This is a genomic window from Pseudomonas sp. MYb118 (genome assembly GCF_040947875.1).
Lineage (GTDB): Bacteria > Pseudomonadota > Gammaproteobacteria > Pseudomonadales > Pseudomonadaceae > Aquipseudomonas.
Genome location: NZ_JBFRXN010000002.1, coordinates 2,106,760 through 2,123,497, shown reverse-complemented (window position 1 = coordinate 2,123,497; position 16,738 = coordinate 2,106,760). Strand labels below are relative to the sequence as shown.

At 61.8% G+C, this 16,738-nt stretch carries 17 protein-coding genes; 10 read left to right on the top strand and 7 right to left on the bottom strand.

Annotated features, from left to right (window positions below; genetic code table 11):
- Positions 1-3: 3 nt before the first annotated feature.
- On the bottom strand, positions 4-426 hold the full coding sequence (locus ABVN20_RS15695; RefSeq protein ID WP_368556620.1) for a phasin family protein: 423 nt from the start codon (positions 424-426) through the stop codon (positions 4-6).
- Between the two features lie 258 nt (positions 427-684).
- A complete protein-coding gene (locus ABVN20_RS15690; RefSeq protein WP_150771891.1) occupies positions 685-960 on the bottom strand; it encodes a polyhydroxyalkanoic acid system family protein in 276 nt (91 codons plus the stop codon).
- 154 nt (positions 961-1,114) lie between these two features.
- Between ABVN20_RS15690 and ubiE the strand changes: the two genes are divergently transcribed.
- From ubiE to ABVN20_RS15640, 10 genes are all read left to right on the top strand, one after another.
- A complete protein-coding gene (ubiE, locus tag ABVN20_RS15685; RefSeq protein ID WP_368556619.1) occupies positions 1,115-1,885 on the top strand; it encodes a bifunctional demethylmenaquinone methyltransferase/2-methoxy-6-polyprenyl-1,4-benzoquinol methylase UbiE in 771 nt (256 codons plus the stop codon).
- The gene (locus ABVN20_RS15680) at positions 1,885-2,508 is read left to right on the top strand and encodes an SCP2 domain-containing protein (RefSeq protein ID WP_368556618.1); all 624 of its coding nucleotides are present in this window, start codon (positions 1,885-1,887) and stop codon (positions 2,506-2,508) included. The genes ubiE and ABVN20_RS15680 overlap by 1 nt, the downstream gene beginning before the upstream one ends.
- Positions 2,505-4,109, top strand: a complete 1,605-nt coding sequence (ubiB, locus tag ABVN20_RS15675; protein ID WP_368556617.1) for a ubiquinone biosynthesis regulatory protein kinase UbiB — start codon at positions 2,505-2,507, stop codon at positions 4,107-4,109. The genes ABVN20_RS15680 and ubiB overlap by 4 nt, the downstream gene beginning before the upstream one ends.
- Positions 4,110-4,198: 89 nt before the next feature.
- Entirely contained in the window at positions 4,199-4,600 is a 402-nt protein-coding gene (hisI, locus tag ABVN20_RS15670) for a phosphoribosyl-AMP cyclohydrolase (RefSeq protein WP_192307580.1), read from the top strand.
- On the top strand, positions 4,593-4,925 hold the full coding sequence (locus tag ABVN20_RS15665) for a phosphoribosyl-ATP diphosphatase (protein WP_085585469.1): 333 nt from the start codon (positions 4,593-4,595) through the stop codon (positions 4,923-4,925). Before hisI ends, ABVN20_RS15665 begins: the two co-directional genes overlap by 8 nt.
- Before the next feature lie 25 nt (positions 4,926-4,950).
- Positions 4,951-5,229: a twin-arginine translocase TatA/TatE family subunit gene (locus tag ABVN20_RS15660; RefSeq protein ID WP_368556616.1), complete on the top strand. Its 279-nt coding sequence runs from the start codon at positions 4,951-4,953 to the stop codon at positions 5,227-5,229.
- Positions 5,230-5,239: 10 nt separating this feature from the next.
- A complete protein-coding gene (gene tatB, locus ABVN20_RS15655; RefSeq protein ID WP_368556615.1) occupies positions 5,240-5,668 on the top strand; it encodes a Sec-independent protein translocase protein TatB in 429 nt (142 codons plus the stop codon).
- Positions 5,665-6,459, top strand: coding sequence for a twin-arginine translocase subunit TatC (gene tatC, locus ABVN20_RS15650; RefSeq protein ID WP_368556614.1), 795 nt, complete (start codon positions 5,665-5,667; stop codon positions 6,457-6,459). The genes tatB and tatC overlap by 4 nt, the downstream gene beginning before the upstream one ends.
- On the top strand, positions 6,456-7,163 hold the full coding sequence (locus ABVN20_RS15645; RefSeq protein ID WP_368556613.1) for a 16S rRNA (uracil(1498)-N(3))-methyltransferase: 708 nt from the start codon (positions 6,456-6,458) through the stop codon (positions 7,161-7,163). The genes tatC and ABVN20_RS15645 overlap by 4 nt, the downstream gene beginning before the upstream one ends.
- An 81-nt stretch (positions 7,164-7,244) precedes the next feature.
- Positions 7,245-9,161, top strand: a complete 1,917-nt coding sequence (locus ABVN20_RS15640; protein WP_368556612.1) for a methyl-accepting chemotaxis protein — start codon at positions 7,245-7,247, stop codon at positions 9,159-9,161.
- Positions 9,162-9,300: 139 nt separating this feature from the next.
- Here ABVN20_RS15640 and ABVN20_RS15635 read toward each other — a convergent pair whose 3' ends face one another.
- The 5 genes from ABVN20_RS15635 to ABVN20_RS15615 all read right to left on the bottom strand — a co-directional run bounded on the left by ABVN20_RS15635 (position 9,301) and on the right by ABVN20_RS15615 (position 16,524).
- Positions 9,301-10,035, bottom strand: a complete 735-nt coding sequence (locus ABVN20_RS15635) for an amino acid ABC transporter ATP-binding protein (protein ID WP_368556611.1) — start codon at positions 10,033-10,035, stop codon at positions 9,301-9,303.
- Positions 10,028-10,987 carry an amino acid ABC transporter permease gene (locus tag ABVN20_RS15630; protein WP_368556610.1) on the bottom strand — a complete coding sequence of 320 codons (960 nt, stop codon included), beginning with the start codon at positions 10,985-10,987 and terminating at the stop codon, positions 10,028-10,030. The genes ABVN20_RS15635 and ABVN20_RS15630 overlap by 8 nt, the downstream gene beginning before the upstream one ends.
- A 130-nt stretch (positions 10,988-11,117) precedes the next feature.
- The gene (locus ABVN20_RS15625; RefSeq protein ID WP_368556609.1) at positions 11,118-11,915 is read right to left on the bottom strand and encodes a transporter substrate-binding domain-containing protein; all 798 of its coding nucleotides are present in this window, start codon (positions 11,913-11,915) and stop codon (positions 11,118-11,120) included.
- A 219-nt stretch (positions 11,916-12,134) separates the two neighbouring features.
- On the bottom strand, positions 12,135-14,705 hold the full coding sequence (gene mdoH, locus ABVN20_RS15620) for a glucans biosynthesis glucosyltransferase MdoH (protein ID WP_368556608.1): 2,571 nt from the start codon (positions 14,703-14,705) through the stop codon (positions 12,135-12,137).
- Positions 14,698-16,524, bottom strand: a complete 1,827-nt coding sequence (locus ABVN20_RS15615) for a glucan biosynthesis protein G (protein ID WP_368556607.1) — start codon at positions 16,522-16,524, stop codon at positions 14,698-14,700. The genes mdoH and ABVN20_RS15615 overlap by 8 nt, the downstream gene beginning before the upstream one ends.
- Positions 16,525-16,738: the final 214 nt, after the last annotated feature.

Below are 16,738 nucleotides of genomic sequence, written 5' to 3'. Positions count from 1 at the left end.
TCCTTAAGATTTACGCGCGACGCGTTCGAGCAAAGCCGTCAGCTCATCGAGCTTGACAGAGAGTGCCTCAACGTCATGTTTAGACGGAATGCCGATACGATTCAAGGCACTTGCGACACGCGAGTCGAAAGCCTTCTCGACTTTATCGAGTTGAACTTCGACCTTGCCTTTGAAAGTGCTGACTTCACTCTTGGCTTCATCAATCTCGGTATTAGCCGCTTCAAGTTTTTCAGCAACTAACTTTTTACCTTTGCTTTCAACAGCTTGACCGGCCTTGATCAACTCCTGGAAGTATTCGCTGCCCTCCTGACCGACCTTGGTGTAGGCGCCCAGGCCTGCCAGCCAGATCTTGCGGGCATAGGATTTGACGTCGCTCAGGGCGGTTGTCGAAGCGTCGATTTTTTTCTTCAAAATTACTTTGGCCATGGTGCACCTCACGCGCAGAAGGTTTGAGGAACTGCCCGGGAAAGTGTCGGGCTCATGCACAACGTAAGGAGAATAATTAGAAACGGCACCCTAACAACTGACATAAAACAATGGACGGGGATGTAGGGAATGATGGTGATCCTGTGGGAGCGGGCTTGCTCGCGAAGGCGGTGTGTCATTAACAGATATTTCGACTGACACACCGCTTTCGCGAGCAAGCCCGCTCCCACATTGGATTCATTTCAATTCACGAGCGGATCAGACCAACGCCTTATCCAGCGCCTTCTCGATTTCCGCCTTGATCATGCCGCTCATGGCCGACATCATCAGGCCCAGCTCCACTTCGACGCGGATCGAATCGTCGGCCACATGGACCGCGCCCTTCACGCCGGAGCGCTTGAGATTGAGGGTGTCGCCGGACCACTGCGGCTCCAGGCCATATTGATCGGACAGCTTCTGCGCCAACTTGTCAGCCTTCTCGCGGGCGGCTTCCTTACCCAGGCCATGGGCACGCTCAACACTAATACGGGCCATCGAATGACTCCTGATTTATGGGTACGTTGCTGGATTATTTTGACCGCCGCTGCGGCAAAAGGTCCCAGTGATCGCCTATCTTACCTGCAGCCTTGCCAAGACAAAGCCGGCCACCGGGATTAGAATGCCCGCATTCTCTTCTGGTGACAGCGATATGACCGATCAGCGCAAAGGCAGCGATGCCGAACCCACCACCCATTTCGGTTTCAAAAACGTTCCGGAAAGCCAAAAGGCGGAAAAAGTCGCCGAGGTGTTCCACTCGGTAGCCGCCAAGTACGACCTGATGAACGACCTGCTGTCGGGCGGCATGCACCGCCTGTGGAAGCGTTTCGCAATCGAACTGTCAGGCGTGCGCAGCGGTAACCGCGTACTCGACATCGCCGGTGGCACCGGTGACCTGACCAAAAAATTCTCTCACTTGGTAGGCCCGACCGGCCAGGTGGTGCTGGCCGACATCAACGAGTCCATGCTCAAGGTCGGTCGTGACCGCCTGCTGGACCTGGGTGTGGCCGGCAACGTCGAATTCGTCCAGGCCGACGCGGAAAAACTGCCGTTCCCGGACAACCATTTCGACTGCGTGACCATCGCCTTCGGCCTGCGCAACGTGACGCACAAGGAAGACGCCCTGCGCTCGATGCTTCGTGTACTCAAGCCCGGCGGTCGCCTGCTGGTGCTGGAATTCTCCAAGCCGACCAATGCGCTGATGTCCAAGGCCTACGACGCCTACTCGTTCGCGTTCATGCCGCTGGTGGGCAAGCTGGTCACCAACGACTCGGAAAGCTACCGCTACCTGGCCGAGTCGATCCGCATGCACCCGAACCAGGAAACCCTGAAGTCGATGATGGTCGAGGCCGGTTTCGACCGCGTGACCTACCACAACATGACCGCAGGCATCGTCGCCCTGCACCGTGGCATCAAGCCCTGATGTTGCTCGCCGGACTGCTCGCCAGCGTTGAACTCGGCCTGAACCGGGTGCTGCGTCTCGACAGCACGGCGCTGCCACGGCTGGCGCATTTGACGGGCAAGGTGATTGCCGTCGAGTGCCGCAGCCCGGCGCTGCATCTGCACATCCTGCCCAGCGACGAGGGCCTGATGCTCGCCTCGCAATGGGAAGGCGGTGCCGACTGCACCTTGCGCGCACCGGCCGCCAGCCTGTTGAAGCTGGCGCTGAGCAAGGACAAGACGGCGGTCCTGCACGGCCCCGAAGTCGAACTCGACGGCGACAGCAGCGTGCTGCTGGAGCTGGCGGCGATCCTCCAGGACCTGGAGCTGGACTGGGAGTATGAACTCTCGCGCTGGCTGGGCCCGGTCGCCACGCAACTGGTCGGTGGTCATCTGCGCAGTCGTGCCCGCTGGTACCAGCAAGGCTTCACCAGCCTGGGCCAGAATCTGGGCGAGTACCTGGCTGAAGAATCGCGTACCCTCGTCGGTCAACGCGAAGCCGAAGCCCGTTTCAGTGAACTGGACCAGATCAAGCTCGATCTGGAACGTCTCGAGGCGCGTTTCGAGCGCCTTTCCCGATCCCTAGACCCAAGCGATAACGCATGAAGCTGCTTGCCGTCCGCCGTCTGTTGCGCATCCAGCGCGTTGTGATTCGTTATCGCCTCGATGACCTGTTGTTCGACCTGCCGTTGCCGTGGTTCCTGCTGGCGCTGCGTTACGTCCTGCCGTGGCGCTGGCTGCCACGCAAACCGCTGGACCTCAGCCGTGGCGCACGCCTGCGCCTGGCCTTGCAGGACCTCGGGCCGATTTTCATCAAGTTCGGGCAGATCCTGTCCACTCGCCGCGACCTCTTGCCCGAAGACATCGCCGACGAGCTGATGAAGCTGCAGGACCGCGTGCCGCCGTTCGATTCCCAGGTGTCGGTCAAGCTGATCGAAGACCAGCTGGGCAAGAAAATCAGTGAAGTGTTCAGCCGCTTCGACGTCGAACCCTTGGCCTCGGCCTCGGTGGCGCAGGTGCACGCCGCGCAGTTGAAGACCGGCGAAGAAGTGGTAGTCAAGGTGATTCGCCCGGGCCTCAAGCCGGTGATCGCCCAGGACCTGGCGTGGCTGTTCATCCTCGCCCGTGCGGCGGAAAAGCTCTCGGCCGATGCGCGCCTGCTGCACCCGGTGGACGTGGTCAGCGACTACGAAAAAACCATCTACGACGAACTCGACCTGCTGCGCGAGGCGGCCAACGCCAGCCAGTTGAAGCGCAACTTCGAAGGCTCGCCGATGCTGTACGTGCCGCAGGTCTACTGGGACTGGTGCCGGCCGAAAGTGCTGGTGATGGAGCGCATCTACGGGATTCAGGTCACCGACCTTGCGACCCTTGCCGATCAACGCACCGACATGAAGATGCTCGCCGAGCGCGGCGTGGAAATCTTCTTCACCCAGGTGTTCCGCGACAGTTTCTTCCACGCCGACATGCACCCGGGCAACATCTTCGTCAGCACCGTCAACCCGTGGAGCCCGCAGTACATCGCGATCGACTGCGGCATCGTCGGCAGCCTGACCCCCGAAGACCAGGACTACCTGGCGCGCAACCTGTTCGCCTTCTTCAAGCGCGACTACCGGCGCGTGGCGCAGTTGCACATCGACTCGGGCTGGGTGCCGGCGGAAACCAAACTCAACGAATTCGAAGCGGCGATTCGGACCGTGTGCGAGCCGATCTTCGAAAAACCGTTAAAAGATATTTCCTTCGGCCAGGTGCTGATGCGTCTGTTCCAGACCGCCCGACGCTTCAACATGGAGGTGCAGCCACAGCTTGTCCTGTTGCAGAAAACTCTGTTGAACATCGAGGGCCTGGGCCGTCAGCTGTATCCGGACCTGGATCTGTGGAACACCGCGCAACCGTTCCTCGAACGCTGGATGCGCGAGCGCGTCAGCCCCAAGGCGCTGCTCGGCAACGTGCAGAGCCAGTTCGAACAGCTACCGCACCTGGCCAACATGGCCCGCGACCTGCTCGAACGCATGTCCCAGCCCCACGCCTACGACCCGCCACCACCCTGGCATCGGCGCCGCGACGACTGGTTCCTGCGCCTGCTCGGCACAGCCCACCTGGCGGGCGGCGCCATCCTGGCCATGGGCGGGCCGTTGAACGATTTGGCTTACTGGCCTGCAGGCATCATGATGGCCGTCGGCTTGTATCTGGTCGTTCGCCGATAGCCAGTTGGGTTGCGCACTGGCACACTGTTTCAACGCTGAAATTCACGTAGGCTTCTTTTCCTGAAGTGTGGCCTGCACCGGAGTCGAAGATGAGTAACTGGCTGGACGAGATCAAGTGGGACGCCGATGGCCTGGTACCGGCCATTGCCCAGGATCACAAGACCGGGCGCGTCCTGATGATGGCCTGGATGAACCGTGAAGCACTGGAGCTGACCGCCGCCGAGAACCGCGCCATCTACTGGTCGCGCTCGCGGGGCAAGCTGTGGCGCAAGGGCGAAGAGTCCGGCCATGTGCAGACCCTGCACGAGATGCGCCTGGACTGCGACGCCGACGTGATCATCCTGATGGTCGAGCAGATCGGCGATATCGCCTGCCATACCGGCCGCCAGAGCTGCTTCTATCGCGTCTTCGAGAACGGCGACTGGAAAACCGTCGACCCGGTCCTCAAGGACCCGCACGCCATCTATAGCGCAGGGCACAAACATGAGTGACACGCTGACCCGCCTGGCCCAGGTGCTGGAAGAACGCAAAGGTGCTGCCGCCGACACTTCGTATGTCGCCAGCCTGTACCACAAGGGCTTGAACAAGATTCTGGAAAAAGTCGGCGAAGAATCGGTCGAGACCATCATTGCTGCCAAGGATGCCGCTGTCAGCGGCGACTGCAGCGACGTGATCTACGAAACCGCCGACCTGTGGTTCCACAGCCTGGTCATGCTTGCCCAACTGGGCCAGCATCCGCAGGCCGTACTCGATGAACTGGACCGTCGCTTCGGTCTGTCCGGACACGCCGAGAAAGCCTCGCGCCCGTCCGCCTGAACAACCTTTTGAGAGGAGCATCAAGATGGGCATTTTTGACTGGAAACACTGGATCGTTATCCTCGTTGTCGTGGTGCTGGTGTTCGGCACCAAGAAGCTGAAAAACCTCGGCACTGACGTGGGCGAGTCGATCAAGGGCTTCCGCAAGGCAATGAACGACGACGAGAAGCCGGCCGATCCGACCGCCACACCCGCGCAGCCGGTGCCACCGGTTCAGCCACAGGCCACCCAGGCCGTGAACCAGCCGCACACCATCGACGTGCAGGCGCAAAAGGTCGAAGAGCCGATCCGCAAAGACGTGTGAGCACTGACTAATGTTTGGTATCAGCTTCTCTGAACTGCTGCTCGTCGGCCTCGTGGCCCTGCTGGTGCTGGGCCCCGAGCGCCTGCCGGGTGCCGCGCGCACCGCCGGCCTGTGGGTCGGCCGCCTGAAGCGCAGCTTCAATGCGATCAAACAGGAAGTTGAGCGGGAAATCGGTGCCGACGAGATTCGCCGGCAGTTACACAACGAGCACATCATGTCGTTGGAGCAGGAGGCGCGGAAGATTTTCACGCCTCCCCAGCAGGAGCCGACACCGGTATCGCCCGAAACGACGCCAACCGTCGCCACGACCGCCGCTGAAACCGCGCCGGTCGAACCTGCGCCGGTGGTTGCCGCCACACCGGTGGAACCTGCGCCAACCGCGGCTACGCCGGTGGCGCCAGCCCCTCAAGACCCTACACAGCCGCCGCGAGCCTCATGAGCGATCTTCCTGAAAACGACCAGCACATGCCGCTGGTTTCGCACCTCACCGAGCTGCGTACCCGCCTGCTGCGCTGTGTAGCGGCGATCTTCATCATCTTTGCCGGGTTGTTCGCCTTCACCCAGCAGATCTACACCTTCGTCTCCACGCCGCTGCGCGAGTACCTGCCGACGGGCGCGACGATGATCGCCACCGACGTCTCGTCGCCGTTCCTGACGCCGCTGAAGCTGACCATGATGGTCTCGCTGTTCCTGGCGATCCCGGTGATCCTGCACCAGATCTGGGGCTTCATCGCGCCGGGCCTGTACAAGCATGAAAAACGCATCGCCGTGCCGCTGCTGGTGTCGAGCATCCTGCTGTTCTATGCCGGCATGGCCTTCGCCTACTTCCTGGTGTTCCCGCTGATCTTCAAGTTCTTCGCCGCCGCCACCCCGGCCGGCGTGGAAATGATGACCGACATCACCAGCTACCTCGATTTCGTCATGACGCTGTTCTTCGCCTTCGGCGTGGCGTTCGAAATCCCGGTGGCCGTGGTGCTGCTGGTGTGGATCGGCGTGGTCGACGTCAAATACCTGAAGAAAATCCGTCCGTACGTGATCATCGGCTGTTTCGTGGTCGGCATGATCCTGACTCCGCCGGACATCTTCTCGCAGACGCTGCTGGCTGTACCGATGTGGCTGCTGTTCGAGATCGGCGTGCTGTTCGGCGGGCTGATCAGCAAGCGCGGCGACCATGCCGACGACCAGCCGGTCGACGATCACAACGACCAGCCGCCAGCGACCCAGGCGTGAACCTGCTGCTGCTCGAAGAGGCCGACTTCATCTCGGCCGATCGGGTGATCCTGCGCGATCGCCGGCTGACCCACATGCAGGAAGTCCACCGCTGTGAAGTGGGCGACAGCCTGCGCGTCGGCCGCGTTGGCGGTCTGATGGGCGCCGCCACGGTGCTGCGCCTGGACGCCAACGAAACCGAATTGCAGGTGGTACTCGACCAACCGCCACCGGCCAAGCTGCCGCTGACCCTGGTATTGGCCCTGCCACGCCCCAAGATGCTGCGCAGGGTGTTCCAGACCGTCGCGGCCATGGGTGTGCCACGTGTGGTGCTGGTCAACAGCTACCGCGTCGAGAAGAGCTTCTGGCAAACCCCGTTCCTGGAACCCGAGGCCATCCGCGAGCAGTTGATCCTTGGCCTGGAACAGGCCCGGGACAGCGTCTTGCCCGAGGTGACCATCGAGAAGCGCTTCAAGCCGTTCGTCGAAGACCGCCTGCCGGCCATCAGCCAGGGCACCCTCGGCCTGGTGGGGCATCCCGGTCACTACCCGCCCTGCCCGCGTGGTCTCGACGAACCGGTGACACTGGCCATCGGCCCGGAAGGCGGCTGGATTCCCTATGAAATCGACCTGCTGGGCAAGTCCGGGCTGCAACCGGTACAGCTCGGCGAGCGTATTCTGCGGGTCGAAACGGCCGTCACGGCCCTGCTTTCGCGGCTTTTCTGAAAAAACACATCCCCTACAGAATTGTATCCAGCGGCCGATACAACTCCCATAAAACCAATGAGTGGTCCGGGGAGTTGCAGCATGTACCGATGGCTGGCCGAAAAACTGGGAAACGTTAGCGTCAATCGAAAACTGAGTGCCGGCTTCGGCCTGGTGTTGTTGCTGACGTTGCTGATCACCTTCACCGGCTGGACCGGCCTGAATGACGTGATGAGCCGAGGCGATAAACTCGGCTTCATCGCCAGCCTCAATGACTTGACCAAAGACCTGCGCGTGGCCCGCCTGGACTATGAAATGCGCCGTGGCGAACAAGGCCCGGGCACCGTCAACGATCTGCTCGGCCAACTGGAAACCGGTCTGAAGACCGCGCGCACCCTGATCGAACAGCCCGCCGACGCGGCCATGGTCGACCAGCAGCTGGCCGCCGTCAGCGAATACAAGCAAGCCTTCGCCGCCATGGCTCAGGCCGGTGCCAACCGCGAAGACGCGCGCAGCAAGCTCGGCGCTTCCGCCGACAACGCCGTGGCCCGTGTCGCGGAAATCGAGAAGGCCCTGCTGCAAGGCGACAGCGTTGCCGACTTCAACCTCGTTGTCGAGGCGGGCAAGTTGCTGCAACAGTCGCGCTATCAGGTACGCGGCTACACCTACAGCGGCAAGGCCGACGCCGAGCAACCGGCGCTGGATGCCATTGCCAACGCGCTGACCTATATCGACAGCCTCCCTTCGAAACTGCCGACGCAGTACTCGGCGAACCTGCAACAGGCCAGTGAGTCGTTCAAAGCCTATCGCGCCGCGGTCAGCCAGTTCCGCGACTCGCAGGTGGCCACCGCGGCCGCTCTGGCGCGTATGACAGTGCAGGGCGAGATTCTCGTCGACCTCAGCCAGAAGCTCACTGCCTCGCAGACCATCGTGCGCGATACCGATGCCACGCATGCCAAGAACCTGTTGTTGCTCGCCTCTGCCCTGGCACTGGTGTTCGGGCTGTTCGCGGCGTGGGCCATTACGCGGCAGATCGTCATCCCCCTGAGCCAGACCCTGAAAGTCGCCGAGCGCGTCGCTGCCGGCGATCTGAGCCAGAACCTGGAGTCCTCGCGCCAGGACGAACTCGGCCAGTTGCAGCGCGCCATGCAAAGCATGACCCTCGGCCTGCGCGAGTTGATCGGCGGTATCAGCGACGGCGTGACGCAGATCGCCAGCGCCGCCGAAGAGCTGTCCGCCGTGACCGAGCAGACCAGCGCCGGGGTCAACAGCCAGAAGGTCGAGACCGATCAGGTGGCGACCGCGATGAACGAAATGACCGCCACCGTGCAGGAAGTCGCGCGCAATGCCGAGGAAGCTTCCGAAGCCGCGGTTGCCGCCGATCAGCAGGCCCGCGAGGGTGACAAGGTCGTCGGCGAAGCCATCGCCCAGATCGAACGGCTGGCGCTGGAGGTCGGCAATTCGACCGACGCCATGGGCGATCTCAAGCGCGAAAGCGACAAGATCGGCAGCGTCCTCGATGTGATCAAGTCGGTGGCCCAACAAACCAACCTGCTGGCGCTCAACGCGGCCATCGAAGCCGCCCGTGCCGGTGAGGCCGGGCGCGGGTTTGCCGTGGTCGCCGACGAGGTCCGCAGCCTCGCCCAGCGCACGCAGAAATCCACGGAAGAAATCGAAGAGCTGATCGTCGGCCTGCAAAACGGCACCCAGCAAGTCGCGACCATCATGGACAACAGCCGCACCCTCACCGACAGCAGCGTCGAACTGACCCGTCGTGCCGGTGGCTCACTGGAAAGCATCACCCGCACCGTGTCGGCGATCCAGTCGATGAACCAGCAGATCGCCGCAGCGGCCGAACAGCAAAGCGCGGTGGCCGAGGAGATCAACCGCAGCGTGCTGAACGTGCGCGATGTGTCCGAGCAGACCTCGGCAGCCAGTGAAGAGACCGCGGCTTCCAGCGTCGAGCTGGCGCGGTTGGGGACGCATCTGCAGATGCTGGTGGGCAGGTTCAAGGTTTGAGGTGACTGCCTTGCCTCGGTTCGCTTGGGACCGAGGTGAGGCTATCGCGAGCAGGCTCGCTCCCACAGGGGGTTTCGGTTGAGCACAAGATTTGTGTTCACCCCAAACACTGTGGGAGCGAGCCTGCTCGCGATAGGGCCTAAAGCACCTGGCGCAAGAAGGCCTGAGCCCGCGGATCCTTCGGCGCCTCGAAAAACTCCACCGGCGAGGCATCTTCCAGCAACTTGCCGTGATCGAAGAACAGCACCCGGTCCGCCACTTCCCGCGCAAAGCCCATTTCGTGGGTGACGCAGACCATGGTCATGCCTTCCTGGGCCAGGTTTTTCATGACATCCAGCACCTCGCCGACCATTTCCGGGTCGAGCGCCGAGGTCGGCTCGTCGAACAGCATGACCTTGGGCTCCATCGCCAGCGCCCGGGCAATCGCCACGCGCTGCTGCTGGCCGCCGGACAGGCGCGAGGGAAACTCGTGGGCCTTCTGGGCGATACCGACCTTCTCCAGCAACGCCAGCGCCTTGGCTTCGCGCTCTTTCTTGCCGCGCTTGCGCACGACTTTCTGCGCCAGGCACAGGTTCTCCAGCACGGTCATGTGCGGGAACAGGTTGAAGTGCTGGAACACCATGCCGACTTCGCGGCGATAGGCGTTGATGTCGGTTTTCGGATCGGCCAGTTGCAGGCCGTCGATGCTCACCGAGCCCGAATCGAACTCTTCCAGGCCATTGAGGCAGCGCAGGAAGGTCGACTTGCCGGAACCGGACGGGCCGATCACCACCAGCACCTCACCCTTGGCCACACGGGTCGAGACGTTATCGACGGCGCGAACCACCAGGCCACGGGTGTCGAAGACTTTTACCAGATCGCGGACTTCAATCACTTTGCGCGAGCCTCCGCTCAAGCCGGCTGGCGATTTTCGACAGCGGCAGGTTGATCAACAAGTACAGGCCGGCCACACAGAACAGGATTTCGAACGGCGAGAACGACGTGGTGATGACTTCGCGGCCGCTCTTGAGCAGTTCGGTAATGGCGATCACCGACACCAGCGAGGTGTCTTTGACCAGGCTGATAAATTGCCCCGCCAGCGGTGGCAGCACGCGCTTGAACGCCTGCGGCAGCACCACGTGACGCATCGACTGGCCGGAGCTCAGGCCCAAGGAGCGTGCGGCCTCGTTCTGGCCACGGGCGATCGACTGCACACCGGAGCGGATGATCTCGGCGACGTAGGCGCCGGTGAACAACGACAGCGCGGCGATCCCGGCGAATTCCCGGGACAGGTTCATCACCGTGCCGATGAAGAAATAGAAAATGAAGATCTGCACCAGCAACGGCGTGCCGCGCACCAGCTCGATGTAAATGCTCGACAGGTCGCGCAGGGTCGGGTTGTTCGACAGGCGACACAGGCCCGTCGCCAGGCCGATCAGCAGGCCCAGCACACCCGAGACCACCGACAGCCACAACGTCGTCCACAGCCCCCACAACAGCGGTCCCGCCGCCCAATGACGGGTCACGCCAATCACGTCGCCTTCGGCCACATCATCGCCACGGGCCACTTGCAGGCTGTTGTCGTCGACGATCACGCGCTGCTCGTCACCGGCATCGTTGCGCAGCGTCACTTCGGCCTTGTCGCCGTTACGCACCAGCTCGCTGACGGTGGAGATGTCGGCGGCACGCTGGGACTCTTCGGCGTGGTAGGCGAAGTACTGCGGCACGCGGTTCCAGCGCCACTCGTAGGACATCAGCGAGGTGGCGTAGTACATCGCCGCGGCGAGGCCGACCAGCACCAGCACGGTCAACAGGTGCCAGGGCCATTGGGCTTTTTTCTGTTTCATTGCAGTTCCGGGTTTTGTGTTGCCAGGGAGGGCCTCATCGCGGGCAAGCCCGCTCCTACAGGGGAGCGCGGTGAACTGTAGGAGCGAGCTTGCTCGCGATGCAGGCGACTCGGTCAATCAGACCAGAGCCTTATTCCATGTCCTTGAGCCAATCGGTGTTCTTGAACCACTTGTCATGGATACGATCGTAGGTGCCGTCTTCGTGGATCTGGTGCAGGAAGTTGTTGATGAAGTTGATGCTGTCGTAGTCACCCTTCTTCAGGCCGAAGGCCAGTGGCTCGTAGGTGAACGGCTTGTCGAGGAACACCAGTTTGCCGTTGCCGACCTTGGTCAGCGCCACGACGTTGTACGGGGCGTCGTAGATGAAGGCGTCGGCCTTGCCGTTGACTACGTCGAGTACCGCTTCCTGCTCGTTGTCATAGCCGTGGTACTTGGCCTTGGATATCAGTTTCTTGGCGACCATCTCGCCGGTGGTGCCGAGCTTGGAGGTGATGCGATAGTCAGCGGTGTTCAGGTCCTTGTAGGACTTGATGGTGCCTTCCAGTTCCTTGCGGATCAGCAGGGTCTGGCCCACCACGATGAAGGGTTCGCTGAAGTTCAGGCGCAGGTTGCGTTCCTGGGTCAGGGTCATGCCGCTGCCGATCATGTCGAACTTGTCGGTCAGCAGGGCCGGGATGATGCCGTCGTAACCGGTGGACACCAGCTCCAGCTTGACGCCCATGGCCTTGGTCATGGCCTTGAGGATGTCGACTTCGAAGCCGATGATCTCGCCACGCTTGTTGGTCATTTCGAACGGCATGTAGGTCGGGTCCATGCCGACTTTCAAGGTGCCGCGCTTGACCGCGTCATCAATGGCGCCGGCCTGTGCCGCGCTGACTGCAACCAATGCCGTGACGCCGACCAGCAGCATCGAGAGATACTTCTTCATCATCATGTCCCCAAACCCATTGCGTTATGAGGCGCGCAATCGCCGGTTCCCAGCGGGAAAAACCGTCGATACGGACACAAATTGCCCGGGCGCACCAATTCGGGGACGGATGCTAACGTACTCGCTCGTTTGCACAAGGGTTCAGGCCGTATTTGTTCGCGGATTTCGCCGAAATGGGCGATCGACGGCATAAAAAAACCCGCTTTCGCGGGTTTTTCATCAGGCCAGCTGTGGCTGCGCGCTCAATGGTTGCAGCGGCAACAGCGGCGCGTGGGGATCGGCTTTCACCGATTTGCGCCAGGCGTCCAGCCATCCCGGGTGCGCTTCGCTCCAGATCTGCTCGTGCAGGCGAGCCAATGCCACCGGATCGCTCAGCAGCTGCACACGCTCATTGTTGGTCAGGCCTTCCGGTCCGACTTTCAACGCGTGGCGAACCCGCTCGATGCGCACATACTCGATCGGCTCGGCTTCACGGTGACGCGAAGTCGCCAGCGAGCACGCCAGGGCGTTCTGCTGCGGGTCGACCACCGAGCGGACGAAACCGTCCTTCAGGGCGTGGTAACGATTTTCATGGGTGTACTGGTCAGTGGCCAGCAACGCCTGTGGCGGATTGTATTCCTCAGGAATCAGGAACAGGCTCTCGTCACGGGACTTCAGGCCCAGGCCCACGCGGCTGGAGATCACCGAGACCGGGATCGACAGCATCAGCGAGCCGACAATCGGCACCAGCCACCAGAGGAAGCTCGGGTTCAGCCAGATCACCAGCAAGGCCCACAGGAAGCCCAGCACGGTTTGCGGACCGTGGCGCTTGACCGCCTCGCTCCACGGCGTGGAGTCGTCGTCACGCTGCGGCGAGTTCCAGGTCGCGGCCCAGCCCAGGAACGCGGCGAGGACGAAACGGGTGTGGAAAATCATCCGCACCGGCGCCAGCAGCATGGAGAACAGCATCTCCAGCAGCATCGACATCGTCACCTTGAACTTTCCACCGAACTCTTTCGCGCCCTTGGCCCAGATCAGGATGACGCTCAACAGTTTCGGCAGGAACAACAGCACAACCGTGGTCGAGAACAGCGCAATCGCCTTGTCCGGGTGCCACTGTGGCCACAGCGGGTACAGCTGGCGCGGTTCGAGGAAGTATTGCGGCTCCATCAGCGTGTTGACCGCCAGCAGCGCCGTCGACAACACCAGGAAGAAGAACCACAACGGCGCCGACAGGTACGACATCACGCCGGTGAGGAACACCGCGCGGTGCACCGGGTGCATGCCCTTGACCAGGAACAGGCGGAAGTTCATCAGGTTACCGTGGCACCAGCGACGGTCACGCTTGAGTTCGTCCAGCAGGTTCGGCGGCAGTTCTTCGTAGCTGCCCGGCAAGTCGTAGGCAATCCACACGCCCCAGCCGGCACGGCGCATCAGCGCGGCTTCGACGAAGTCGTGGGAGAGGATCGCACCGGCGAACGCACCTTTACCGGGCAACGGCGCCAGGGCGCAGTGCTCGATGAACGGCTTCATGCGGATGATCGCGTTGTGGCCCCAGTAGTGCGATTCTCCCAACTGCCAGAAGTGCAGGCCGGCGGTGAACAACGGACCATAGACACGGGTGGCGAACTGCTGCATGCGCGCATACAGGGTGTCCATGCCCGAGGCACGCGGCGCGGTCTGGATGATCCCGGCGTCCGGCGTGGCTTCCATCAGGCGCACCAGGCTGGTCAGGCACTCGCCGCTCATGACCGAGTCGGCGTCGAGCACGACCATGTACTTGTAGTCACCGCCCCAGCGACGGCAGAAGTCGTCGAGGTTACCGCTCTTGCGTTTGACGCGACGGCGACGGCGGCGATAGAAGATCTTGCCGAAGCCCTTGGCCTCACGGCAGACGTCCAGCCAGGCCTGCTGTTCGGCGACGCAGATGTCGGCATCGTTACTGTCGCTGAGCACGAAGAAGTCGAAGCGGTCCAGGTCACCGGTGGCTGCCACCGACTCGAAAGTCGCACGCAGGCCGGCGAACACACGCGGCACGTCTTCGTTGCAGATCGGCATCACCAGTGCGGTGCGCGCGTCTTTTGGAATCGGCTCGTTGCCGGCACTTTTACCGGAGATCCGGTATTTATCGTGACCGGTGAGCAGTTCAAGGAAGCCCATCAGGGCGGTCCAGAAACCGGCCGACACCCAGCAGAACAGAATCCCGAACATGATCAGGATGCTGGTTTGCAGCGCATACGGCAGCACTTGCGTCGCCGTTTGCAAGAACGGTTGGTGCAGGACTTCGTTGAGGTCGACGAAGGACCAGCCCTGGTAAGGCATGATGCCTTTCATATACCAACCGGCCACGATGGTCTGGCCCAGCATCAACAGCAGCAGGATGTAGCGACGGATCGAACCCACCGTGCGCCAGCGCGCGGCCGGCAGGACGTTCGCGTCCTTCGGCGGCTTCGGCGGGTTGGTGCGACCGGTCAGGCGACGCCAGCCGCGCACCAGAATGTTGGTGCGCCACGGCTCCGGCACGACTTTGGTCCGGCGAATCGGTGGGGTCGCCTTGAGGCAAACCCGGCCGCTGGCGTCGAGCACCAGCATTTCCGCTTCGCGCAGTTCTTCGGCAGTGCTCAGGGTCAGGCGTTTGCCCACCGACGCCTGGGCGGCGTCGGTGGGCGCGTCGAACGTCGAAGACGAAAGACGTTCATGCAGTTCGCTGAAGGACTGGCAGCCCGCGAGTTCCGCGCGCTGCTGGTCGGTCATCGGTAGATGGGCCAGATACTCCGAGAGCGATTCTGGCTGTACTTGAGGATTACTCATCGGCAGGCAACTGGTAGCTCCAGGTCTCGGTCAGGACTTCTTCAGTCGGTGCCGATTCCGGTGTGGCTGGGGCCGCGTCGGCAGCTGCTGGCTGCTGCGCGTCATTGTTGTTCGCCTTGTCCTTGGCATCGGTGGCTGGCTTGGCGTCGGCCGGTTTGGCTTCGGCAGCCTTCGCATCCTTCTCGGCTTTCTCGACTTTCTCCGCCTGCTTGGCAGCGACCTTGTCAGCCTTGGCCACGGAGGAGTTCGACGCCGGAAGCGAGGTTTTGGCCAGGTCAGGCGTGACGATGCTCTGTACCAGAGCCGCACGCATTTCTGTGGACTTGCCCGGATCCTTGATCTTCAGGCGCAGGGTCAGGCGCCAGCCCTTGGTCTCGGGGTTGTAGCGCACGCTGTTTTCGACCAGTTCGGCGTTGTCGCCGACGCTGACCTGACTGCGCACGTCCGCGTCAGGAGGCAAGGCCGCCAGGGACGGGCCTTCGAAATCCACCAGATAGGCAACGCTGCCGTCTGGCTGGCGGATCAGGTTGGATTGCTTGACGTCACCGGTGGACTTCAGGGTCTGGCTGACCCAGGCGCTGTCCGGCGAGTGCAACGCCGCTTCGTCCATGGTCCAGTGCATGCGGTAGCCGAACTCGAGCGGCTTGCCTGGATCCGGCAGGGTTTCCGGGCTCCAGAAGGCCACGATATTGTCGTTGGTTTCATCCGCGGTCGGAATCTCGACCAGATCGACGGTGCCCTTGCCCCAGTCGCCTTTCGGCTCGATCCAGGCGCTTGGACGCTTGTCGTAGCGGTCGTCGAGGTCTTCGTAGTGGCTGAAGTCGCGGCCACGTTGCAGCAAGCCGAAGCCACGCGGGTTCTCTACCGAGAAGTTGCTTACCGCCAGGTGTTTCGGGTTGTTCAGCGGACGCCAGATCCACTCGCCGTTGCCGGCATGGATCGCCAGGCCGCTGGAATCGTGCAGCTCGCGGCGGTAGTTGAGGACTTTGGACGGCTGGTTGGCGCCGAACAGGAACATGCTGGTCAGCGGGGCGATGCCGAGTTTGCCGACGCGGTCACGCAGGAACACCTGCGCCTTGACGTCGACGATGGTGTCGCTGCCCGGACGCAGGGTCAGGCGGTAGGCACCGGTAGCGCGAGGCGAATCCAGCAGGGCGAAGATCACCAGGTGCTTGTCGCCTGGCTTTGGCTGTTGCACCCAGAACTCGCGGAAACGCGGGAATTCTTCACCGGACGGCAAGGCGGTGTCGATGGCCATGCCGCGAGCGGACAAACCATACACGTGACCCTTGCCGACAACGCGGAAGTAACTCGCGCCGAGCATGGTCATGATTTCGTCTTGCTTGTCGGCCTTGTTGACCGGGTACAGCACACGGAAACCGGCATAGCCGAGTTTTTCAGTGGCCTTGGGGTCGAACTGCAGGTCGCCGAAATCGAAACGACTCGGGTCGTATTTGATCTCTTCGACGGTGTTAGCCGTGATTTCGTTGATTTTCACCGGCGTATCGAAGTGCATACCCTGGTGATAGAACGACAGCTTGAACGGGTTCTTCTGATCGGCCCATTCGGCTTTTTCGGTGCGGAAACGAATCTTCTGGTAATCCGCGAATTTCATTTCGCGGAATTCGTTCGGCAGGTTACTGCGCGGGGCTTCGTATTTCTGTCCGGCCAGCTCTTTTGCCTTGGCCGACACATCATCCAGACTGAATGCCCAAAGCTGGCCGGCGCTGAGCAGGCAAAGCAGGGCAGAACCCGCTACCAGAGCGCTACGCAACCGTTTGGCAGACAATTTTGGTGCAATACACGGACTAACAATCACGAGCAACCCTCGCCGAAAACAGATCAATAAACCAACGGCCAGCTATCTATACGCCAGGTTGGCGAGCATTGTTCCGACTCCTGTGGGGCTAAATGATTCCCCAACAGGTCCTGGACAAGTCTCTACCTAAGTCAAAATGGACCAACGAACGCCGATCCGCGTAGCGCGCGATTATCTAGCAGGCCGCGTTACAACGCATCAGGTGCAACAAAGT

Coding starts and splice junctions, on each gene's coding strand:
- mdoH (WP_368556608.1), bottom strand. CDS start 14,705: ATGAGTAATCCTCAAGTACAGCCAGAATCGCTCTCGGAGTATCTGGCC.
- ABVN20_RS15690 (WP_150771891.1), bottom strand. CDS start 960: ATGGCCCGTATTAGTGTTGAGCGTGCCCATGGCCTGGGTAAGGAAGCC.
- ubiB (WP_368556617.1), top strand. CDS start 2,505: ATGAAGCTGCTTGCCGTCCGCCGTCTGTTGCGCATCCAGCGCGTTGTG.
- ABVN20_RS15660 (WP_368556616.1), top strand. CDS start 4,951: ATGGGCATTTTTGACTGGAAACACTGGATCGTTATCCTCGTTGTCGTG.
- ABVN20_RS15625 (WP_368556609.1), bottom strand. CDS start 11,915: ATGAAGAAGTATCTCTCGATGCTGCTGGTCGGCGTCACGGCATTGGTT.
- ABVN20_RS15680 (WP_368556618.1), top strand. CDS start 1,885: ATGTTGCTCGCCGGACTGCTCGCCAGCGTTGAACTCGGCCTGAACCGG.
- tatC (WP_368556614.1), top strand. CDS start 5,665: ATGAGCGATCTTCCTGAAAACGACCAGCACATGCCGCTGGTTTCGCAC.
- hisI (WP_192307580.1), top strand. CDS start 4,199: ATGAGTAACTGGCTGGACGAGATCAAGTGGGACGCCGATGGCCTGGTA.
- ABVN20_RS15695 (WP_368556620.1), bottom strand. CDS start 426: ATGGCCAAAGTAATTTTGAAGAAAAAAATCGACGCTTCGACAACCGCC.
- ubiE (WP_368556619.1), top strand. CDS start 1,115: ATGACCGATCAGCGCAAAGGCAGCGATGCCGAACCCACCACCCATTTC.
- ABVN20_RS15665 (WP_085585469.1), top strand. CDS start 4,593: ATGAGTGACACGCTGACCCGCCTGGCCCAGGTGCTGGAAGAACGCAAA.
- ABVN20_RS15640 (WP_368556612.1), top strand. CDS start 7,245: ATGTACCGATGGCTGGCCGAAAAACTGGGAAACGTTAGCGTCAATCGA.
- tatB (WP_368556615.1), top strand. CDS start 5,240: ATGTTTGGTATCAGCTTCTCTGAACTGCTGCTCGTCGGCCTCGTGGCC.
- ABVN20_RS15630 (WP_368556610.1), bottom strand. CDS start 10,987: ATGAAACAGAAAAAAGCCCAATGGCCCTGGCACCTGTTGACCGTGCTG.